Raw genomic sequence first — 22,551 nt, 5'->3', positions numbered from 1 at the left:
TCGATCCGTTCATGGAAGCCTCGCTGGCCCAGCGGGTCTATGGCGGTGCCGAAGAGGTCGAGGACTTGGACTGAGTTTTTCTCAGTCGAGACGGCTGCCGCATCCGCGCGCGCTTCCCTCCCCCCTCTGCGGGGGAGGGTGGCCCCCGAAAGGGGGTCGGGAGAGGGGAGCGACGGTGCAGGGTTAAGCTTTGCCCGTCATGCCGGTCGCGCCCTGTCCTGAAACCGGGTTCCCCTCTCCCGACCCTCGCTGACGCGAGGCCCACCCTCCCCTGCAGAGGGGGGAGGGGAGACGCGCTTGGGGTTGGCCTTGGCCCACGTCCGGCAGCGATGTGTGAGTTTCGTAGTCCGTGCGGGAGAGGGGACCCGCGCTGCCTCCGGACAACTTTGGTGCGGTAGCTTCCTAGTCTGGCTCCTGCCCCTCAATACCCCAGAGCAGCCCCGTCCTTGCGCGGGTCCGATCCCGCCGCGAGCGTGCCGGCCGCGCGGTCGATCCAGATGATCTGTCCGCCGCCGAGGGGCAGGGGGGCCCGGATCGCCAGGTGGCCGCGTTCGATCAGGCCCGCCATCGCGGCGTCGGAGATACCGCCCTCCAGTTCCAGGCTGCCGCCGTAGGCGAAGCTGCGGGGGGCATCGAGGGCCGCCTGCACGTCGAGGCCCCGGTCGAGGATGGCCGACAGCAGCTCGACATGGCCCATGGCCTGGTAATGGCCGCCCATCACGCCGAACGGCGCGACCGCCTGGCCGTCCTTCATCAGCATGCCCGGGATGATCGTGTGCATCGGCCGCTTGCCCGGCCCGATGCTGTTCGGGTGTCCGGCCTCCGTGCGGAAGGACAGGCCGCGATTGTGCAGCAGCACGCCGCTCTCCGGCGCCAGGATCCCCGAGCCGAAACCCTGGAACACCGAGTTGATCAGCGACAGCGCATTGCCGTCCCGGTCGACGACGCAGAGATAGACCGTGTCCTTGTGGGCCCGCTCCTGCGCGATTTCCCGGGCGATCTCGGGATAGATCTCCGGCGGTCGCGCCCGACGCATATCGATCGCCCCATGGGCGGCAGCCTTCCAGGCATCCGACAGCAGGTGCTCCACCGGTACCCGGGCGAGGGCGGCGTCCCCGAACAGCACGTCCCGGTGGTGATAGGCCTGCTTGCAGGTCTCGGCGAACAGGTGGAGCCGGTCGAGATCCGCCAGCGCGCCCACGTCATAATGCGAGAGCACGTTCAGCATCATCAGGGCGGCGAGGCCCTGGCCGGCGGGCGGGCACTCGTAGACGTCGTAGCCGCGGTAGCGGGTCGAGACCGGTGTGACCATGTCCGGACGCGCGGCGGCGAAATCGTCCATGGTGTGCAGGCCGCCGAGCTCGTTGAGGCGCCGGACCATGTCGGCGGCCACCGCCCCCTCATAGAAGCCCCGCGGGCCCTCTTCGGCGATGCGCCGGAGGGTCGCCGCAAGCCTCGGTAGGCGGAAGACGCTGCCGATCGCCGGGGCCGCGCCCCCGGGCAGGTAGGTCGCGGCGGCGTGGGGATCGCCCGCGACCCGGGGAATGCAGCGCTGCCAGTCCCAGCCGACGCGCTGCTGGATCACGAAGCCGTCCTCGGCATAGCCGATCGCCGGCTGGAGCAGCTCGCTTAGGGGACGGGTGCCGTGCTGGCGCACCAGCAGGTCCCAGGCTCCCACCGCCCCCGGAACCGTGACCGCGTGCGGCGAGGTCGGTGTGATGGCGGCGCCATGCGCAGCGTACCATTCAGGGGTCGCGGCCGCGGGCGCCCGGCCGGAGCCGTCCAGCGCGGTCGGCGCCGAGGCGCCCGCCGGCGCGTAGAGCGAAAAGCAATCGCCGCCGATGCCGGTCATCAACGGGTCGACCACACATTGGACCGCCACCGCGGCGATGCCGGCATCGACGGCATTGCCGCCCGTGCGCAGGACCTCGATGGCCGTCAGGGTCGCGAGCGGGTGCGAGGTCGCGACGGCGGCGTTGGCGGCGTAGACCGGGGAGCGGCCGGGTGCGGAGAAATCTCTCACGGGAAATCCTGCTTCCTTCGATGGCCCGCGAACAGGCCGACACGACCCATACCGGGGGATCTTACCTCAGGATGGGCCGATGCCGCGGTGAAAGTCTCGTGCCAGGCCGGAAAACCAAGATCGCGGCTCTGGTTGCGCCCATGAGTTCGGCGGACGGGTGCGCGCAGCGCAGCTGACGCGGCGATCGTGCCCCTGCGGGCGGCGTCGGTTCTGGCTCCCGCCGGCCCGTGGCGGTCGGATCGAAGCGGGTTTCAATCCCGGCCGCGAGACGAGCGAAGCGGTATCAATTTTGCTTGAGAGACAAAGGGTCTTTTAGAGAGATGTTCTGGAGATAGTGTGATAGATCAATTTATGAAAAGTCGTGACTCGCCGGAGTTCTAATGAAAGTCGCGTTGGTGCATGAATGGCTCACGACCTACGCCGGATCGGACAAAGTTCTGGCAGAAATGTCGGCAATCTTTCCCGAGGCAGACATTTTCTGTCTGATCAATTTCCTGTCCGACAAAGATAGAGGGCATTTCAACGGTCGATCGATCACGCCGTCCTTTCTTCAAAAGGTGCCGCTCTCAAGAAAATATTACACTTACATGTTGCCGATGATGCCGCTGGCAATCGAGCAGCATGATCTGTCGAAATACGATCTGATCATCTCGAATTGCCATGCCGTGGCGAAGGGGGTCATCACCACGCAGCGCCAGCTGCACGTCTGTTATTGCTATACGCCGATGCGCTACGCCTGGGATCTGCAGCAGCAATACCTCGACGGTTCAGGGTTCGGCCCGGTCCGGCGCGCCCTGGCCCGTTACTTCCTCCATAAAATAAGAATCTGGGACCAGCGAACATCGAATGGTGTCGATCACTTTGTAGCCTGCTCGAAATACATCTCTGGGCGTATTCGTAAAACGTACCGTCGGGAATCGGACGTCATCTATCCCAATGTCGATACTGATCATTACACCCCAGGGAACGGATCGCGGGAAGATTTCTATGTGACCGCGTCGCGAATGGTCCCGTACAAGCAGATGCATCTCATCGTCGAAGCCTTCACGAAAATGCCAGACAAGCGGCTCGTCGTGATCGGGGACGGACCCAAATATCGATACGCGAAATCTATCGCGACACCGAATATCGACATCCTCGGATTCCAGCACAACGCAGTGCTGCTCGACCATCTGCGCCGGTGCAAGGCTTTCATCTTCGCATCCGAGGAGGATTTTGGAATCGCACCTCTGGAGGCGCAGGCCTGCGGTGCGCCGGTCATCGCGTTCGGCCGCGGCGGCGCCCGGGAAACGGTCGTCGACGGCGTCACCGGGCTGCATTTCCACGAGCAGACGACGGCGGCGATCATCGACGCCGTGTCCCGGTTCGAGGCGGTTTCGGACACGTTCGACCGCCAAGCGATCCGCGCGCACGCGGAGACCTTCTCGACGGCCGTGTTCCGCGAACGGTTCGCCCGATACGTCGGTGACCGGTGGGCGGAGCATCAACGTCACCTGAGCCGCGAGGATGCGTCAGCATGAAGACCGCACTCATCACCGGCGTCACTGGGCAAGACGGCGCCTATCTTGCGGACAATCTGCTGCGGCGCGGGTATAAGGTCTACGCGACCTACAGGCGGTCCAGCTCGGAGAACTTCTGGCGCATCCGAGAACTCGGGATCCTCGACGATCCCGGCCTGATCCTCGTCCAGCACGACATGACCGATTTCGGATCGACGCTGCGGCTGTTGGACCGATCGGCACCGGACGAAATCTATAATCTCGCTGCGCAGACGCATGTTCAGGTGTCGTTCGACCAGCCGTTCACGACGGCCCAGATCACCGGGCTCGGCCCGCTGACGTTCCTCGAGGCGATCCGTGCCCGGAAGGGGGCGACGCGTTATTATCAAGCGTCCTCCGCCGAGATGTTCGGCCTGGTTCAGGCCGTTCCCCAGAATGAGACGACACCGTTCTATCCCCGCAGTCCCTACGGGGTCTCGAAGCTGTTCGCGCATTGGATGACGGTCAACTATCGGGAGTCTTACGGCCTGTTCGCCGCGTCCGGGATCCTGTTCAATCACGAATCGCCCCTGCGGGGGACCGAGTTCGTGACCCGCAAGATCACGCACGCGGTCGCTCGCATCGTCCGCGGCGCACAGGACGTGGTGCGGTTAGGGAACCTGAACGCTTTGCGCGATTGGGGTTACGCCAAGGACTATGTCGAGGGCATGCGGCTGATCCTGCAGGCGGAACGGCCGGATACCTTCGTGCTGGCCACGAACCGGTCGACCTCGGTGCGCGATTTCGTGACGCTCTCGTTCGCCGCCGCCGGGATTGCGCTCGAGTGGGCATCCGCCGGGGTGGACGAGTTCGCCGTGGACCGGCGGACCGGCCGTCGGGTGGTCGAAGTCGATCCCGCGTTCTTCCGCCCCGCGGAAGTCGATGCCCTGATCGGCGATTACGGCAAGGCGGAAGCTCTGCTCGGCTGGCGGCCCGCCACCGCCTTGGAGGAACTGTGCCGGCTCATGGTTGAAGCCGATATCCGGCGCCTTGACGACGCCGGCCGTGGCTGAGGCCGTGGTGCGACGGCCTACGCCTTCTCGATGATCGAGACTTTCCCATCCCGTTCGACGATCCCGACCGCGACCTTGTCGAGGTCATCCAGGCCCTGCTGGCGGGCGGCGGTGCGGATATCGGCCTGCTGCATGCGCAGTTGGCGCATCCGCGCCTCGTCCCAGACGCCGTCGCGATAGACCACGATCGGCGTCCCGTCGACGATCCGCTCGAACCAGACGAAGCGCAGCTTCAGCCATGACACGGCCACGTGCATCAGCCCGACCGTGAGCAGCGCGCTCATCGCCCCGGTGAAGGAATGATCATCGCCCAGGACGGCGCTCACGCTCAGGCCGCCGAACAGGAACAGCACGACCATGTCGATCGGCGCCTGCTGGCTCGCGGTGCGCCGCCCGATCAGCCGGATCACGAACAGCACGATCAGGTAGGCTGCCGCGGCCTTGACGACGGTGTTCATGATCAAGGCACCGCGTATTGCGACCAGGACAGGGTCTCGCCGGCATCGAGCCGGGCGGTGAGGTCGACGCCGCCCCGGAAACTCGGCGATCCGGTGAAGCGGATCAGGGCGCGGGTCTCGCCCTGTAGCACCGGGAAGACCAGCCGGATGTTTGCGCCGGCGACCTGCCAGGTCTCGGGCCGGGGCGTGATGCTCTCCAGACCGAACAGGTCGACGAGGTTCTTGGCGATGGTCACCGCGACCTTGTCGCCCCCCGGGGGCACGCGGGTATCGAGCCGCAGGATCGTCGGGGCGCCGAACCGGACCACGGGCTCGTACCGGATGGTGATCGAATCATCCGCGTTGGTGCGCGTGCGCTCGCTGAACGGCCCATGCCCGAGGAGGCCCAGCGCACAGAGCGCCACGAAAGCCAGCATCCCGAAGCGGCCGGCGATCTCGGCCCGGCGCCAGCCATCCTCGAAGGCCGGGTAGAATCCCGCGGCGATCTCGTCGCGCATCGGCGGGTCTTTGTGGATCACCTCCAAGCTTCGGCTCCTCCCGCGCAGGGCGCCCGAAGGCGAGACCGTTACGCATACCGGAGGCCGGAGTTCCGCCGGGTTGCGGGACGCTGCGGTGTCGGAGGGACGGTTTCCGGTGCATGGCCGGTCTCTCGGTCGAATGGCGTCCTAGAAAAGGATCATTTGTAGGAAAGTTCGGAAGACCTTGGCAGGGTTCCCCATCGCAGCAGCCGGCGGATGGATCGAACCCCGATGATACGGCGATGACGGGCGCGGTGGGCCCACGACACGTCGTCGTGCTGCCGGCTCTCTGCTGGAACCCCCGCCGGCAGGACTTCTACGCCGTCACGGCCGACGTCACCGCGGAGGGCATCCGGCTCCGATCCGCGGCCCGGCTGGCGGTGGGCGAGGATCTGACCTGCAGCATCCGCTACATCGGGCAGCTGGACGTACGGATCACGCAGGTCATCGGGCAGGAGTTCGTCGTCTCGGTCCGCGGTGGTCGTGCGACGCTCAACGGGCTGGCCCGGCAATTCGTGACGCTGGCACGCGCGCAGAACGTTCGTCCGGAGCCGCTCCGCGGCCACCGCCGCATCGTGCCGGCGCAGAAGACCGTCGCGATCACCCTGGAATCCGGATTGTCCTTCCCGGGGCATGTCCTCAACGTCTCGGCCTCCGGCATCGGGCTGCTGGTCGACCGGGTTCTGGAACTCGGCGAGATCATTACGATCGGCAGCCGGGCGGCCCGGGTCGCCCGCCATTTCGAGCACGGCATCGGCGCCGCCTTCCTGGGGCCGTTGGAGCCGGACGCGGTCCACGCGACGATGACGCTCTGAGCTCTGGCGATCACGGTGGCGCCCCTCGCAGAGCCAAGGGATCGGCGCTACATCGGAGACAGACCTTGAAGGATCACCGATGAAGCGCCTCCTCGCCGCTCCCCTGACTGCCCTTCCCGCCGCGCTCGCGCTGCTGCCGCAGGCGGCTTGGGCCCATCCCGGCCACGGCGCCGCCCTCGGTGCGGAGGCGGGCTTCCTGCATCCGCTGATGGGGGCGGACCACGTGCTGGCCATGGTCGCGCTCGGCCTGCTGGCTGCCCTGCGTGGTGGTCGGGCGCTCTGGGCGCTGCCCCTGTCGTTCCTGGCTCTGATGAGTGTCGGCGCCGGCCTCGGCATGGTGGGCGTGGCGCTGCCCTATGCCGAAACCGGGATCGCGCTCTCCATCGTGGTGTTCGGTCTCGCCGCGATCGTCGGCCTGCGGGCGCCGGTGGCGCTGCTCGCCAGTCTGGTGGGGGTGTTTGCCGTGTTCCACGGTTACGCCCATGGCGCCGAGATGCCGGAGACGGCCTCGGGCTTGTCCTTCGGGGCCGGTTTCCTGGCGGCGACCGCGCTCCTGCACGCAGCCGGAATCGGCCTCGGCGTCGCCGCCGCGCGGCTCGGCGCAACCCGGGCCGCACCGGCGCTCGGCGCTTGCGTCGCTGCGGCGGGCCTCGCCCTTCTGGCGATTCCCGCCTGAGCGGCGGTTACATCCATTCGCAGGGGTCTTGATGTCACGGGGCTGCCGGGGCTGACACGGCTGCGCTCAGCCCCAGGTCATGCGCGCCGCCCGCGTTCCGGCGGCGAAAGGATTCCCGCATGGCACGACTTCCGACACTCGCCCTGGCGAGCCTGCTGACCCTCGGCACCGCCGCAGTGGCGGCCTCACCACCCGAGCGCCTCCGCGGCACGATCGAGGCCGTCGAGGGCGGCGGCTTCACCCTCAAGACCCTGGACGGCAAGAGCGAGCGCGTGACCTTGGCGCCGGACGCCAAGGTGTCCTGGGTCGTCCCGGCTCAGCTCGACCAGATCAAGGACGGCGTGTTCATCGGCACCGCCACCAAGGGCGAGCCCCCGGTAGCCCTGGAGGTCGTGCTGTTCCCCGAATCGATGCGCGGCACCGGTGAGGGCCATTACGATTGGGACGTGATCCCCGATCACACCGGCGGCTCGGCGGTGAAGAGCACCATGACCAACGGCACCGTGAAGGCCGCCGCACCCGCGACCGCCCCGGACGCCCCCCGGGTGAAGAGCGCGATGACCAACGGCACCGTCAAGGCGAGCGGAACCGGCGCCGAGCGCACCCTCACGGTCGATTACGGCAAGGGGCAGTCGATCCAAGTGCTGGTGCCGCCGCAGGCCCCGGTGGTCACCTTCGAGCCCGCGGATGCGGGGGCCATCTCCGCCGGCGCCAAGGCGTTCGTGGTTGTGGCGCGCGGGGACGACGGCAAGGTCACGGCCCGCCGCGTCGCCGTCGGCAAGAACGGCCTGACGCCGCCCATGTGAGCGAGCGTCGGGAGCGTCGTCCCGGGATGTCGTATCCGACGCCGGGGCGACACGGTGTTCCTGATCCCCGTTGACCCCGCACGTTCGAACCGCCCCGACCCGTCCCGCCGGTCGGGGCGGCACCGACCGTGCCCGGTTCTGCAGCACCCGTGCCACTCTCGAAAGCATATCATTACATCTCGCAAGCTGTTGCCGGCTAAAGCGTTCTGATATTGTTGCCGGGCGGCAACATCACACAGGAACCAATTTATCCGAGCCGAATTCTGATTGCCCGCCGAAACCCGTTCGCACATGGTGATCGTGCACGGGGGCATCGCCAAGCGAGAGCCCGCAGGAGCCTGCCACCTAAGACGCAGGCCAAACCTACAAGACGTGCGGCAAGATCCGGAGAACCGGGCATGTCCGCATCATTGGGTCTCGAAGCTTTGGAGATGTCTATGAAGCTCTTGAAGAGCTCTCTGCTCGGTTCCGCCACCGCGTTCGTCGCGATCGGAGCCGCCCACGCCGCCGACCTGCCGGTCAAGAAGGCGGTCCCGATCGAGTACGTCCGGGTCTGTGGCGCCTACGGCGCCGGCTTCTTCTACATCCCCGGCACCGACACCTGCCTGCGTCTCTCCGGTCGCGCCCGGTTCGAGGGCGGCTACATGACCAGCTACTCGCGCCAGAACGGCACGAACGTCGGTGACACGTCGGGCTTCCAGGGCCGCCTGCGCATCAACCTCGACGCCCGCACCCAGACCGCCTACGGCACCCTGCGCGCCTTCGTGCGCCTCGATGCCGGCGCCCGCACCGGCTATTCCGGCGTCGGCACCTCCGGCACCCAGCAGCGTATCGGCCAGGCCTATCCCGGCCTCGGCATCGACAGCTTCGGTCGTGACCAGCAATTCTCGAACGTCGACAAGGCGTTCATCCAGTTCGCCGGGCTGACCGCCGGTCGCGCCTCGTCGTTCTTCGACTTCTACGCCCACGATTTCGAGTTCGCCGGCGCCACCGCGGGTTCGGATATCGCCTCCACCAACCTGCTCGCCTACACGGCGACCATGGGCAACGGCCTGTCAGCGACCCTGTCGATCGAAGACCCGGTCTTCCGCCGCAGCCCGATCTACTCGCCGTCGAATAACCCCACGGGTATCACGAACAACGCCGCCATCGCCGTCTTCGCTCAGTCGAACTCGCCGGCGCCGGTCTTCATCGGATACACGGGCGCCACGCCGACCCGTTACAGCTTCGTCGACGTGATCCAGCGCGAACGTCTCCCCGACTTCGTCGGTGCCCTGCGCCTCGACCAGGCCTGGGGTTCGGCTCAGGTCTCGGCCGCTGTGCACGAGTTGAATGTGGGCAACGTCGCCAACGGCGCCGGCACCGGAACTGGCTCCAATATCAGCATTCCTCACGCCAATAACTCCTACGGTTATGCGGTGCAGGGCGGCATCAAGATCAACACGCCGTTCATCGCCCCGGGCGATGCTCTCTACCTGCAAGGCGCTTACGGCAGCGGCGCGCAGCTCTACACCGGCTACTCCTCGTTCAGCGGCTCCTACTCGCAGAACGCCGCGACGATCCAGGGTCAGAAGTTCAATCAGTTCTTCAATGACGCGACCGTCAATCCGTTCACGGGTCAGATCGAGCGGTCGCAGAGCTTCAGCGTCGTCGGCTCGTACCTGCACTACTGGACGCCGGAATGGCGGTCGGCCGTCTTCGCCAGCTACGGCGAGATGGACTTCTCGCAGCGGGCTCGTGCATCTCAGGGTGCCGTCTTCAATCTGGCTAATCCCGGCGGAACGAATGCCTTCGGCGCCAACGCTGTCGGCACTCCCGGCACGACCTTCTACAACCTCAGCGAAGCGCTTCGCGATACCTACCAGATCGTCGCCGGTGCGAGCTTGATCTGGTCGCCGGTCAAGGACCTCGATATCGGTGTCGAAGGTTTCTACACCCAGATCGGCGTCAAGAACGGTCGCGTGATCGACAAGGACAAGAGCCCGACCGCCTACGCGAACGTGGCAGGCATCAATGCCGGCACCTTCGTGCCGCGCACCGCGACCCAGGACTCGGTGTCCTCGTTCCGCATGCGCGTCCAGCGCGACTTCTAAGCGGCAAAGGCGGCGTCGGGGATACGATCCCGGCGCCGCCCCTCGTGCATCATCGATCTCAAGGCTCAGCCCTCCGGCTGGGCCTTTTTCGTTGCGCACCCGCGTTGAAGGGTGGGTGCGCGGGATCGGTCAGCGGGTCCCACGCCATGCCCGCTGCCCGCGCCCCAAATCGTTGGCAGATCGGACATCGGTCCAAGCTCTGCTCGGATCCGACCGACGCGCCATCTCCGGCGAGGTGCCGTCTGGCGGAACGGTCGCGCGGCCTCGCGCGCATCCCGACACGGGTCGGACCGCTCCGCCGCGGCGGATAGGTTGCCGCGGGCCGCCTCTCCGCCTTCCTGGCAGTCCATCGCCCCGGCCGGCTTCCGAAGCCATGCCGCGATCCATCCGGCCATCGCGCCGGCAACGCGCATCGGACCGTTAGTCCGGCAGCCCCAGGGGCGTGACGCTGGCGGCTCTGCCGCGAAGCGCTCGCAAGCTGGCTCCATCGGTCGTCTTATCTGAGCGTCGGCCGCGACGCAGCGGGATCGGCATCCGCCACATCGCGCGGATCCGCGTCCGCGACCATCGCTCGAGCATGCTGATGCGGCCGCCCGACCGCGCGCGGCGCCTGACGCGATTCTCCCATCCCTCCGAATCAACGTCCGCTCAGGCGCACCGGCGGCCGGCCTTGGTGATCGCTGCATCCGAGCGATGTGGTCTTGAACATTGCCGGCTTCACGGACGCCCAGGAGGGTTTTGCGTTGCCAATCCGCGCAACGGTACGCCGCCAGAAGGTGATCAAGCGAACCGTTGAGCAAAAAAACGTATTTGTTTTCACGGGATGATTTAAGTTGGCGAATGGTCGCGGAAAATATCCATCTCGACCAATGTTTTTTGAACAAATAACCGCGTAGTGGTATTTTAAAAGCTTTTAATCGTTGCGGACTTGCAACAAAGTAAAGCAATCACTGTCCAACTTCGGAATCGATCTTGCTCGTTTCTGTCCAGACCCGCGATATGGACCGGCATAGAGGCATCTCTTACGCGAGATATCTCTAAAATCTGCAGCAAAAATTGCAGATGAAAACAAAAATAGACGCTGCGATGACCGGGTGATCCGGGATTGTTGTTGTTGTCGGGTCTCGAAGTTTTGGAGATATCTATGAAGCTCTTGAAGAGCGCGCTGCTCGGCTCAGCCGCTGCCTTTGCGGCCGCCGGCGCAGCCCACGCCGCCGATCTGCCGGTCAAGAAGGCCGCGCCGATCGAATACGTCCGGGTCTGCTCCGCCTTCGGGGCCGGCTTCTTCTACATCCCGGGCACCGATACCTGCCTGCGCATCTCGGGCCGCGCCCGGTTCGAGGGCGGCTACATGGCGAGCAACTCGCGCCAGGGTGCCGGCAACGGCGACACGTCGGGCTATCAGGGCCGCCTGCGCATCAACCTCGATGCCCGCACCCAAACCGCCTACGGTACGCTCCGCGCCTTCGTGCGTCTCGATGCCGGCAGCCGCACCGGCTATTCCGGCATCGGCCGGTCAGGCACCCAGGAGCGTATCGGCCAAGCCTACGCTGCCACCGGCGTCGACCAGAACGGCCGCGACCAGCAATATGTGAACGTCGACAAGGCATTCATCCAGTTCGCCGGCCTGACTGCCGGTCGCGCCTCGTCGTTCTTCGACTTCTACGCCCACGATTTCGAGATCACCGGCAACACCCTCGGCTCGGACAACGCGTCCACCAACCTGTTCGCCTACACGGCGACCTTCGGCAACGGCCTGTCGGCGACCCTGTCGGTGGAAGACCCGGTCTTCCGCCGCACGCCGATCTTCGCGCCGTTTGCGACCGCGGTCAGCCCCGTCTTCGTCGGCTACACCAGAGGCGTTCCGACCGCGTTCAACACCATCGACACCGTCCAGCGCGAACGTCTGCCCGACTTCGTCGGTGCGTTGCGTCTCGACCAAGCCTGGGGCTCGGCTCAACTTTCGGCCGCCACGCATGAGTTGAACGTTGGCAATGTCGGGGGCGGTTCCACTGTCGGAACCGGCGCCCCCGTCGCTCTCGCACACACCAACAGCGTGCAGGCTTGGGCGGTGCAGGGCGGTCTGAAGGTGAACACGCCGTTCGTCGCGCCGGGCGATGCGCTGTACCTGCAGGGCGCCTACGGCGAGGGTGCGCAGCTCTATACCGGCTATTCCGCATTCAGCGGCTCCTACGCACAAAGCGCAGCTACGATCCAGGGCCAGAAGTTCAACCAGTTCTTCTCGGACGCGACGATCAACCCGTTCACGGGCCAGCTGCAGACCTCGCAGAGCTTCACCGCGGTGGCGTCGTACCTGCACTACTGGTCGCCGGAATGGCGCTCGGCCTTCTTCGGCTCCTACGGCGAGCAGAGCTTCTCCCGCGCCGCCCGTCTCGCTCAGGGCGCGGCCTACAGCCTTGCAGGCTCCGGTCTCATTTCCGGGCCCAACGCCGTGGGCGTGCCCGGCACGCGGTTCTATCAGCTGAGCCAGGCGCTTCGCGACAACTACCAGTTCGTCGCCGGTGCGAGCCTGATCTGGTCCCCGGTGAAGGACCTCGATATCGGCGTCGAAGGTTTTTACACCCAGATCGGCCTGAAGAGCGGCCGGGTGATCGACAACGACAAGGGCCCCGGGGCCTACGGTGCCGCTGCTATAGCCGCTATCAACGCCGGCACCTTCGTGCCGCGAACCGCGACGCAGGACTCGATCTCGTAGGTCCGTTTCCGCGTCCAGCGCGATTTCTGATCCGCAACATCGGCGCCGGGGCTTCGGTCCCGGCGCCCGTCCTCGTGCCTTTCGACTTCCAAGGCCCGGTCCCGCGCCGGGTCTTTTTTCGGGTTCGTCGTGCCGCGACGGCCGCAGGAACTCGCGGTCTCGACGTCAGGCCGCCTTGGGTTTCACCGAGGCACGGCTCGATTTTGGGTAAGCGCGTGTTCCACGCAATGTCCAAGCCCGCACGCGTCTGCGTCTCCAGCAAGGCTGGCCCGACGCGGCCCGCGGCTCTTGTGATTCGCCACGGCCGACATACGCGCACTCCGCGTGCCGGGATGCCGGCCCGTGCGCTTCACGCGCGGCCGAGCCGCCAGGGACAGACGAACGGCCGGATGCGCAGCGTGCGGTAGGCGGCGGCCGTGCCATCTGTATCATTCATTGTCGATCGACTAGACAAAGGTAGTTATAGAAATCTCCAAGCGGAATATATCGTCGTTTAATTTCATTTATATCTCAATAATTTGTGGCGATAAAATTGCCATATCTACGTAAATGATCGTCTATTTGATGCAACAAAAGCTGAAGTCCGTTTGAGGTATCGGATTAAGTCTTGAAACCTTAGCAATTGGCCGACGCTATGATGAGCGAATGGTGACGATGAGATTTTTCAGGCATAAGCAAGGACCAGATAAAACTTACGACATGCCAAAAATACAAAATCGAAACACCCGACGTTTCAGCTCAACTAATGTGGGCATGTCGATGATCTTGTTGAAACGCGCCTTCATCGGGCCTGCTGCCGCCCTCATGGCCGTTGGGGTCACCCACGCTGCCGACCTTTCGAACTGGAAGGCCATCCCGATCGCCTATGTCCGCGTCTGCTCCGCCTACGGCGCCGGCTTTTTCGTCATTCCCGGCACCGACACCTGCCTGCGCGTCTCTGGCCGCGCCCGATTCGAGGGCGGCTACATCACGAGCAACACCCGCCAAGCCGGTACAAACGGCGGCGATACATCGGGCTTTCGGGGCCTGTTGCGCTTCAATCTCGATGCCCGCACCCAGACCGCCTACGGCACCTTGCGCGCCTTCGTGCGCCTCGACGCCGGCAGCCGCACCGGTGCGGCCGGGGTCGGGCGCTCCGGTACCCTGGAGCGCATCGGCCTCGCCTATATCGGCACCGGCGTCGATCAGGTCGGGCGCCTGCAGCAGGTCATGAGTGTCGACAAGGCGTTCATCCAGTTCGCCGGTCTGACCGCCGGTCGCGCCTCCTCGTTCTTCGACTTCTACGCCCACGATTTCGAGATCACCGCCGCCACGGCTGGCTCGGATGTCGGCTCGACCAACTTGCTGGCCTACACGACGACCTTCGGCAACGGACTGTCAGCCACGCTTTCGGTCGAAGACCCGGTCTTCCGCCGCACGCCGATCTTCGCGCCCTCGGGCGGCTCTGCCCCGGTCAGCCCCGTCTTCGTCGCCTATGCCCGGGGCGCTCCGACCGGCCTCGCCAACCTGGACAGCATCCAGCGGGAGCGCCTGCCCGATGCCGTCGGCGTCCTGCGTCTCGACCGGGCCTGGGGCTCGGCTCAGCTCTCGGCCGCGACGCATGAGCTGAACGTCGGCACCATCGCGCTCGGTGCCGGTGCGAATGTCGGCGTCGCGCGCACCAACAGCGTTCAGGCCTGGGCGGTCCAGGGCGGCCTGAAGATCAACACGTCGTTCGTCGCGCCGGGCGACGCACTTTATCTGCAGGGCGCCTATGCCGACGGCGCGCAATTCTACACGGGCTATTCGGCGTTCAGCGGTTCGGCCGGCCAGAGCCCGGCGACGATCCAGGGCCAGAAGTTCGCCCAGTATTTCTCGGACGCGACGATCAACCCGTTCACCGGCGAGGTGCAGACCGCGCAGAGCTTCACCGCGGTGGTGTCGCACCTGCACTACTGGTCGCCGCAGTGGCGCTCGGCCGTCTTCGGCTCCTACGGTGAGCAGAGCTTCTCCCGGAGCGCGCGCTTGGCCCAGGGGACAGCCTTCAACGTCGTGAGCACGATCGGTGGCGGCAACCCCTTCGGCACCAGCGCCGTCGGTGCCCCGGGCACCCGGTTCTATCAGCTCAGCCAAGCCCTGCGCGACACTTACCAGTTCGTCGCCGGCGCGAGCCTGATCTGGTCCCCGGTGAAGGACCTCGATATCGGCGTGGAGGGCTACTACACCCAGATCGGCCTGAAGAGCGGCCGGGCGATCGACCTCGACAAGAGCCCGACTGCCTACGCCAACCTCGCCCAGATCAACGCCGGCACCGTCCTGCCGCGCACCGCGACGCAGGACTCGGTCTCGCAGGTCCGCTTCCGCATCCAGCGCGATTTCTGATTCGCTCGACCGACGCCGGACCTTCCGCGTTGCAAGCACCCTTCGCCCCCGATCCCGGGCTGTCGCGCTCCGTCCGGGCATGGCCCGATCGCCAGTCGAGCCTGACTGACCGCCGCCACAGGGTGGGCGTGCCTGTCTGCCCAATTGCCGGAAACAAGCAATCGCATGTCAGTTAGTAGGTATTGAAACGGCATATAAATTACCGTCGATATTCGATTTATCTATTGATCAGACTCTATTTGCAATTCTGTCTGTAGAGACCGGCGTGTTTTTCGTTGACAATCTGCAACATAACTATGGATACGTGTGGCATCGTCTGAATTCATGTTGATCACTGAAAAACTGGATCGCAAGATGATCGTTGAAAGATGAGTCTTGGACGATCTGCTCCAGAAAAATCTTCCATCAAAAAATAAAAAAAACGGAAAATCCTGAAACGTGCAGGAAAAACAGGAAGCGTTGCCGTCATCGGCTTCAAATTTCTGGGGGTCTCGATGAAATTATTGAAGCGTTCCTTGCTCGGCTCCGCCGCAGCCTTCGCGGCGATGGGCGCGGCCCACGCCGCCGACCTGCCGGTGAAGAAAGCCGCACCGATCGAATACGTCCGCGTCTGCTCCGCCTACGGCGCCGGTTTCTTCTACATCCCGGGTACCGATACCTGCCTGCGCATCTCCGGCCGGGCCCGCTTCGAGGGGGCCTACCAGACCTCATCCAGCCGCCAGCCCGGCGCGGCCGGGGATACATCGGGCTTCCGGGGGCTGGCGCGCTTCAATCTGGATGCCCGCACCCAGACCGCCTACGGCACCCTGCGCGCCTTCACCCGCCTGGAGGCCGCGTCCCGCACGGGCGTCATCCATTCCGGCACGATGGTGCGCATCGGCCAGGCCTATCGTGGCACGGGCGTCGACGAGCTGGGCCGCGCGCAGCAATACGTGAACGTCGACAAGGCGTTCATCCAGTTCGCCGGGCTCACCGCGGGGCGTGCGTCGTCGTTCTACGACTTCTACGCCCACGATTTCGAGTTCTACGGAGCTACCTCGGGCTCGGACAATTCGTCGACCAACCTGTTGGCCTACACGGGCACCTTCAGCGGCGGCTTCTCGGCGACCCTCTCGGTGGAAGACCCGGTCTTCACCCGCTCGCCGGTCTTCGCGCCGACCTCCGCCGTCACCCCCGTCTTCGTCGGCTACACCGAGGGCCGGCCCTCCCGCTACGGCACCGTCGACACCGTCCAGCGCTCGCGCCTGCCCGATTTCGTCGGCGCGCTACGAGTCGATCAGGCCTGGGGCTCGGCCCAGCTCTCGGCGGCCACGCACGAGATCAACGTCGGCAACCTGAGCACCAGCCCAGCCGCAGGCGCGGGCGGCGTGCTCACCGGGATCCGGCACGCCAACGCGGTCCAGGGCTGGGGCGTGCAGGGCGGCGTGAAGGTCAACCTGCCGTCCATTGCCCCGGGGGACACCCTCTATCTCCAGGGCGCCTACGCCGACGGCGCGCAGAGCTATGCCGGCTATTGCATGATCGCAGGCTGCTATGCGCAGTCCAACACGGGCTTCGACACCCAGAAGTTCGAGCAGTACTTCGCCGATGCCTCGATCAACCCGTTCACCGGCCAGCTCCAGACCTCGACCAGCTTCTCGGCGGTCGCGGCGTTCCTGCATTACTGGTCGCCGGAATGGCGCTCGGCGCTGTTCGGCTCGTATGGCGAGCAGGATTTCTCGGCTGGCGCCCGCCTGGCCCAGGGGGCCCTCTTCGGCCTGGTGAATCCGAACGGCGGCAACAGCTTCGGCCCCAACGGCGTCGGCGTTCCGGGCACCCGGTTCTATCAGCTCAGCCAGGCGCTGCGGGATACCTACCAGTACGTGGTCGGCGGCAGCCTGATCTGGTCGCCGGTGGCCGATCTCGATATCGGCGTCGAGGCCTTCTACACCCAGATCGGCGTGAAGAGCGGCCGGGTGATCGACCTCGACAAGGGCCCGGGTGCCTACGGGGCGATCGCCCAGATCAACAACGGTAGCTTCGTATCGCGCACCGCCACGCAGGATTCGATGACCCACGTCCGTTTCCGCGTCCAGCGCGACTTCTGATACGCGGACCCGGCGCCCGGGCTTCGATTCCCGCGCCGGACACATGCGGTTTGCCGTCCAAGGCCCGGCCCTGCGCCGGGCCTTGTCGCGTGCGTGTCCGCGTGAGGACTGAAGAGATCGGTTTAATCCCGGTCCTCAATACAGGTCGGGCCCTTTGTTCCGCGGATCGCGTTGCCGCTCTCCGCGGGCGCTGATACGCCGGATGTGACTTTATCTCCGCCGACCGCGCGGGATCCTCCAGGCCGCGACGTCGTGGCGACCGGGGCCGCGCGGCGAAGGCCGGAAGGGCCCGCGCGTGGTCGGAAGTCCGGAGGAAGCCGATGACCAGTTCCGCCTCGACCAGCCCCGTCCCAGCCCCGGCCGAGAGCGCCCTGGCTGAGCGCCGCGCGGGCCGGTTCTGGCCGGAGAGCTGGTGGCGCCTCGTCGACATCAAGATCGGCATCATCCCGCTGCCGCTCTACGTCATCCTGGCGATCCTGCTGGTGGTCCTGGTCCAGGAGGGCGAGGTCAAGCCGGACGGGCCGACCATGATCGCCGTCCTGGTGATGGGCGGCTTCACCTGCGCTGAGATCGGTAAGCGGCTCCCGATCCTGCGCAACATCGGCGCGGGCGCGATCTTCGCGACCTTCATCCCGTCGGCCCTGGTCTATTACAAGCTGATCCCGCCGCAGATGGAGAAGGCGATCTTCGATTTCACGAAGTTCACCAACTTCCTCTACATCTACATCGCCACGATCATCGTCGGCTCGATCCTCGGCATGGATCGCGACGTCCTGGTCAAGGGCTTCCTCAAGATCTTCGCCCCCCTCGCGGCGGGCTCGGTGGCGGCCGCCATCGTCGGCACATTGATCGGCACGGCCCTCGGGCTCGGCCCCTACAAGACCTTCTTCTTCATCGTGGTGCCGATCATGGCCGGCGGCGTCGGCGAGGGCGCGATCCCGCTCTCGATCGGCTACGCCGCGATCCTGGGCCAGCAGCAGGGCGTCGTCTTCGCTCAGGTGCTGCCGCCGGTGATGCTGGGCTCGCTCACCGCGATCATCTTCTCCGGCACCCTCAACTACGTCGGCAAGCGCTATCCCCACCTCACCGGCGAGGGCCGGCTCCAGCCCGGTGCCGAGGGCATGGCATCGAGCGATGCCCAGGCCCGGTCCGAGGCGGCGAGGGGCCAGATCGACGCCGCCACGATCGGCGCGGCCGGGCTCACGGCGATCACCCTCTACCTGCTCGGGGTCATCGCCCACCACCTCGTCGGCCTGCCGGCGCCGGTGGCGATGCTGTTCCTGGCGGTGTTCGCCAAGCTCGGCAGCGCCGTGTCGCCCCATCTCCAGGCCGGCGGCTTCGTGGTCTACAAGTTCGTCCAGGTCTCGATGACCTACCCGCTGCTCTTCGCCATCGGGGTGGCGCTCACGCCCTGGAACGAGCTGATGGCGGCCTTCACCCTGGTCAACCTGATCACCATCGTGTCGACCGTGTCCACGCTGATGATCACCGGCTTCTTCGTCGGCCGGGCGCTCGGGATGTACCCGATCGAGACCGCCATCGTGAACGCCTGCCACAGCGGCCAGGGCGGCACCGGCGACGTGGCGATCCTCACGGCGGCCAACCGCATGGCGTTGATGCCCTTCGCCCAGATCGCAACCCGGATCGGCGGCGCACTAACCGTGACCGGGACGATCATCGCGATGAAATGGATCGGAGTTTGAGCGTGAAATCGAAAGCGTTGCGTCATGGCCGGTGATCCGGGCGCCGTCGAGGCGACCCTGCAATCCAGGATCGGGGCGATCCTCCGCTCGACGAGCGGAAACTTCCTGGAGATGTTCGATTTCTTCCTGTTCGGGTTCTACGCCAGCTATATTTCGCGGGCGTTCTTCCCCTCGGGCAACGAGACCACCGAGCTGCTGCTGACCTTCGGCACGTTCTGGCTCGGCGCGCTGATGCGCCCCCTCGGGGCGATCGTGCTCGGCGCCTATATCGACCGGATCGGGCGCCGGAAGGGGCTGATCGTCACCCTGGCGATCATGGCGAGCGGCACGGTGCTGATCGCCTTCTGTCCCAGCTACGGGACGATCGGCGTCGCCGCGCCCCTGATCGTGCTGGCCGGGCGCCTGCTGCAAGGCTTCTCCGCCGGCGTGGAGATCGGCGGCGTCTCGATCTACCTGTTCGAGATCGCCACGCCGGGGCGGAAGGGCTTCTACACGTCGTTCCAGTCGGCCAGCCAGCAGGTGGCGATCATGGTCGCGGCCGTGATCGGCTACGGGCTCAACGCCTACCTGACCAAGCAGCAGATCGGCGATTTCGGCTGGCGCATTCCGTTCTTCATCGGCTGCCTGATCGTGCCGTTCATCTTCTTCATCCGGCGCTCCCTGCAGGAGACCCAGGAATTCGCCCAGCGGACCCATCACCCTGGCACGCGCGAGATCCTCACCACGGTGGCCGCCAACTGGCGGATCGTGCTGCTCGGCATGATGCTGTCGACCATGACGACGGTGACCTTCTACATGATCACCGTCTACACCCCGACCTTCGGCAAGACCGTCCTCAAGCTCACCGAGACCGACAGCCTGATCGTCACCCTGTGCGTGGCGATCACCAACTTCATCTGGTTGCCAGTCGGCGGCGCGCTCTCGGACGCGGTCGGGCGCAAGCCCGTGCTGCTGACGATCTCCGTCCTGTCGCTGCTGACCACTTATCCGGCCCTGCACTGGCTCGTGGCCGATCCGACCTTCGGCAAGATGCTCGGCGTCGAGCTGTGGTTCTCGTTCTTCTTCGGCGTCTACAACGGCGCGATGATCGTCGCGCTGTCGGAGGTCGTGCCGAAGCATGTGCGTGCCAGCGGTTTCTCGCTGGCCTACAGCCTCGCCACGGCCCTGTTCGGCACCGCCACCCCGATGGTCTCGACCTATCTGATCGAGCAGACCGGCGATCGCGCAGCGCCGAGCTACTGGCTGATGGCGGCGGCCGCCTGCGGGATCGTCGCGACGCTCAGCCTGTTCCGGAGCGGTCCGCGGGAGGCACGGGTTCCCGCTCACGCCTGAGGGCGGCCTACACCCCCTGCCAGATCCGGATCCGCGCCTTGAAGGCGGCGCGGATATGGGCGCGCGCCGCCGCCTCGGCGCCGTCGCCGTCATGGGCCCGGATCGCCGCGATGATCGCGGCATGCTCGTCGAGGGACTCGCCGGCACGCTCGGGAGCCGCCAGCGTCGTGGCGCCGGGCAGAAGCACCAGCGACAGCCGCATCGTCTCCAGCGTGCTCTGCAGGAAGCGGTTGCGTGCCGCCGCGTGGATCTGCCGGTGGAACAGCCGGTTGTTGCGGGCCAGGGCCGCCGCGTCGCCGGTGAGCGTCCGGTCGCGGGCGATCATCTCCTCCAGGATCTCGGTCTCGACTCCGCTCGCGTGGATCGCGGCGAGCCGGGCGGCCGTGCCTTCCAGCACCTCGCGCATGTCGTAAAGCTCGCTGACCTGGCCGTAATCGAGCTGCGCCACGCTGGCGCCCCGGTGCGGCTCGTGCGCGACGAGGCCCTGCGCCTCCAAGCGGCCCAGCGCTTCGCGCACCGGCGTGCGGCTGATCGCGAAGCGCTCGGCCAGTTCCGCCTCGCGCAGGCGGCTGCCGGGGGCGAGCTCGCCCTCCTCGATCGCCCGCAGCAGCCGCTCATAGGCGGCGACGCCGTTGGAGCGCTCCGACTCACTCGCTTTCATGCCAGGCTCTCCTCGACGGGGGCATAGCCCGAAACCACGCCGTCCGGAACGCTTGCGATGTATTGCATGCGAGCGTATACAATCTTGCAAATATGGCGGAGCGGTGGAGGCGGGGATGCAGGATCGTCCGGACGGATCGTGGGATGTCGTGGTGGTCGGCTCGGGTAACGCCGCCATGAGCGCCGGCCTGGCCGCCCTCGAGCGCGGCGCCTCGGTGCTGATGATCGAGAAGGCCGAGCCGGATCTCGCCGGCGGCAACACGGCCTACACGGCCGGCGCCATGCGGTTCGTCTACCAGGGCAACGACGACCTCATTCCGCTGCTGGCCGACCCGGAGGATCCGCGCCTGCCGCGCACCGATTTCGGTGCGTACACGGCCCAAACCTTCGAGTCCGACCTGCTCGGCTTTAACGACGGACGGCCGCTCTCGCGCGAGCAGCGCATCCTGATCGACGAGAGCGGCGCGGCCCTGCGCTGGCTCTCGACGCAAGGCGTGAAGTTCGAGCCGATCTATTCCCGGCAATCCTTCGAGAAGGACGGGCGCTTCGTGTTCTGGGGTGGCCTGACGCTGGCCACCCACGACGAGGGTTTCGGGCTCGCTCGGGCCGAGCTGGAGGCCTTCACCAGGGCCGGCGGCGAAATCCGCTACGGCTGCCCGGCGACCGGGCTGATCGTCGAGGAGGACCGCGTCACCGGCGTGGAGACGCCCCAGGGCGCGTTCCGGGCCAAGGCCGTGATCCTGGCCTGCGGCGGCTTCGAGTCGAACCCCGCGCTGCGCACCCGCTTCATCGGCGCGGGCTGGGACAAGGCCCGGGTACGCGGCACGCCGCACAACCGCGGCGACGGGCTGGAGATGGCGCTCGCGCTGGGCGCCAAGCCGCACGGCTTCTACGGCGGCTGCCACGCGACGCCGATGGACCTGCACACCCCCGATTTCGGCAATCTCGAGCTGCCCCACGGCGAGCGGAAGCACTATCGCAAGATCTGCTATTTCCTGGGCCTGATGCTCAACGCCGACGGGCAGCGGTTCGTCGACGAGGGCAAGAACTTCCGCAACTACACCTACGCCCAGTTCGGCCGCTCGATCATGGAGCAGCCCGGCCACGTCGCCTGGCAGATCTTCGACGCCAAGGTCGATCACCTGCTCTATAGCGAATACCGGTTCCACGACGCCCATTTCGTCGAGGCCGATACGCTTGATGAACTCCTGGGCAAGCTCGACGGCATCGACCGGGCGGCGGCCAAGCGCACCATCGCGGATTTCAACGCCACCGTGGACGAAGCGGTGCCGTTCGACCCCACCGTGAAGGACGGCCGCGGCACCAAGGGTCTCGCCCTGCCGAAGTCGAACTGGGCGCAGGCGATCGAGACCGGTCCGTTCAAGGCCTACCCGGTCACCGGCGGCATCACCTTCACGTATGGCGGCGTCGAGGTCGGGGAGGGCGGCGGGGTCCGGCGCGAGGACGGCAGCGAGATCCCCGGGCTCTACGCCTGCGGGGAGATGGTCGGCGGCGTGTTCTTTAACGGCTATCCCGGCGGATCGGGCCTGACCTCCGGCGTCGTCTTCGGGCGGCGGGCGGGCTACGGCGCCGCGGCGGCCGTGCGAGGGACGTAGGCTTCCGTTTCCCCCGTCATTGCGAGCGCAGCGAAGCAACCCAGGGCAGCGCGCGCTCTCGGAATGTAGCGTTTCACTGGGTTGCTTCGCTGCGCTCGCAAGGACGGCGTTCGCTCGGCAGCGTCGCACGCCCCTG

The 22,551-nt window shown here is 66.2% G+C and carries 16 protein-coding genes; 12 read left to right on the top strand and 4 right to left on the bottom strand.

The window, feature by feature from the left end:
• Nucleotides 1-421 precede the first annotated feature (421 nt).
• A complete protein-coding gene (locus MKK65_RS07875; RefSeq protein ID WP_243956857.1) occupies nt 422-2,023 on the bottom strand; it encodes a gamma-glutamyltransferase family protein in 1,602 nt (533 codons plus the stop codon).
• A 380-nt stretch (nt 2,024-2,403) separates the two neighbouring features.
• Here MKK65_RS07875 and MKK65_RS07870 point away from each other — a divergent pair, with 380 nt between their 5' ends.
• Complete coding sequence (locus tag MKK65_RS07870) at nt 2,404-3,543, top strand: glycosyltransferase family 4 protein (RefSeq protein ID WP_243956855.1); 1,140 nt, start codon at nt 2,404-2,406, stop codon at nt 3,541-3,543.
• On the top strand, nt 3,540-4,574 hold the full coding sequence (gene gmd / locus MKK65_RS07865) for a GDP-mannose 4,6-dehydratase (RefSeq protein WP_243956853.1): 1,035 nt from the start codon (nt 3,540-3,542) through the stop codon (nt 4,572-4,574). The genes MKK65_RS07870 and gmd overlap by 4 nt, the downstream gene beginning before the upstream one ends.
• Before the next feature lie 17 nt (nt 4,575-4,591).
• On the opposite strand, the gene MKK65_RS07860 is transcribed toward gmd, so the two are convergent.
• On the bottom strand, nt 4,592-5,032 hold the full coding sequence (locus MKK65_RS07860) for a DUF421 domain-containing protein (RefSeq protein ID WP_058193992.1): 441 nt from the start codon (nt 5,030-5,032) through the stop codon (nt 4,592-4,594).
• Nucleotides 5,033-5,034: 2 nt separating this feature from the next.
• A complete protein-coding gene (locus tag MKK65_RS07855) occupies nt 5,035-5,556 on the bottom strand; it encodes a hypothetical protein (protein ID WP_243956851.1) in 522 nt (173 codons plus the stop codon).
• 236 nt (nt 5,557-5,792) lie between these two features.
• Between MKK65_RS07855 and MKK65_RS07850 the strand changes: the two genes are divergently transcribed.
• The 9 genes from MKK65_RS07850 to MKK65_RS07810 all read left to right on the top strand — a co-directional run bounded on the left by MKK65_RS07850 (nt 5,793) and on the right by MKK65_RS07810 (nt 20,139).
• Entirely contained in the window at nt 5,793-6,365 is a 573-nt protein-coding gene (locus MKK65_RS07850; RefSeq protein ID WP_243956849.1) for a pilus assembly protein PilZ, read from the top strand.
• A gap of 79 nt (nt 6,366-6,444) precedes the next feature.
• Nucleotides 6,445-7,041, top strand: a complete 597-nt coding sequence (locus tag MKK65_RS07845) for a HupE/UreJ family protein (RefSeq protein ID WP_243956848.1) — start codon at nt 6,445-6,447, stop codon at nt 7,039-7,041.
• 119 nt (nt 7,042-7,160) lie between these two features.
• Nucleotides 7,161-7,847 (top strand): metal ABC transporter permease, encoded by a 687-nt coding sequence (locus tag MKK65_RS07840; protein ID WP_243956847.1) that lies wholly within the window; start codon nt 7,161-7,163, stop codon nt 7,845-7,847.
• A gap of 437 nt (nt 7,848-8,284) precedes the next feature.
• A complete protein-coding gene (locus MKK65_RS07835) occupies nt 8,285-9,940 on the top strand; it encodes a porin (protein WP_058193987.1) in 1,656 nt (551 codons plus the stop codon).
• Between the two features lie 1,144 nt (nt 9,941-11,084).
• Nucleotides 11,085-12,656, top strand: coding sequence for a porin (locus tag MKK65_RS07830; RefSeq protein WP_243956846.1), 1,572 nt, complete (start codon nt 11,085-11,087; stop codon nt 12,654-12,656).
• Between the two features lie 759 nt (nt 12,657-13,415).
• Nucleotides 13,416-15,017: a porin gene (locus tag MKK65_RS07825; protein ID WP_243956845.1), complete on the top strand. Its 1,602-nt coding sequence runs from the start codon at nt 13,416-13,418 to the stop codon at nt 15,015-15,017.
• Between the two features lie 494 nt (nt 15,018-15,511).
• Nucleotides 15,512-17,104, top strand: a complete 1,593-nt coding sequence (locus MKK65_RS07820; RefSeq protein WP_243956844.1) for a porin — start codon at nt 15,512-15,514, stop codon at nt 17,102-17,104.
• A gap of 320 nt (nt 17,105-17,424) precedes the next feature.
• Nucleotides 17,425-18,807: a 2-hydroxycarboxylate transporter family protein gene (locus MKK65_RS07815; RefSeq protein ID WP_243956843.1), complete on the top strand. Its 1,383-nt coding sequence runs from the start codon at nt 17,425-17,427 to the stop codon at nt 18,805-18,807.
• A 24-nt stretch (nt 18,808-18,831) separates the two neighbouring features.
• Nucleotides 18,832-20,139, top strand: coding sequence for an MFS transporter (locus MKK65_RS07810; RefSeq protein WP_243956841.1), 1,308 nt, complete (start codon nt 18,832-18,834; stop codon nt 20,137-20,139).
• Between the two features lie 7 nt (nt 20,140-20,146).
• Here the strand turns inward: MKK65_RS07810 and MKK65_RS07805 are convergent, their stop codons facing one another.
• Nucleotides 20,147-20,800: a GntR family transcriptional regulator gene (locus tag MKK65_RS07805; RefSeq protein ID WP_243956839.1), complete on the bottom strand. Its 654-nt coding sequence runs from the start codon at nt 20,798-20,800 to the stop codon at nt 20,147-20,149.
• A gap of 115 nt (nt 20,801-20,915) precedes the next feature.
• Between MKK65_RS07805 and tcuA the strand changes: the two genes are divergently transcribed.
• Entirely contained in the window at nt 20,916-22,415 is a 1,500-nt protein-coding gene (tcuA, locus tag MKK65_RS07800; RefSeq protein WP_243956837.1) for an FAD-dependent tricarballylate dehydrogenase TcuA, read from the top strand.
• The last annotated feature ends 136 nt before the right edge of the window (nt 22,416-22,551 follow it).

The sequence above is a fragment of the Methylobacterium sp. J-001 genome, assembly GCF_022829565.1.
Taxonomy (GTDB): domain Bacteria; phylum Pseudomonadota; class Alphaproteobacteria; order Rhizobiales; family Beijerinckiaceae; genus Methylobacterium.
Note: the sequence above shows the minus strand (reverse complement) of the source record. Positions and strands in the feature narration are given on the sequence as shown.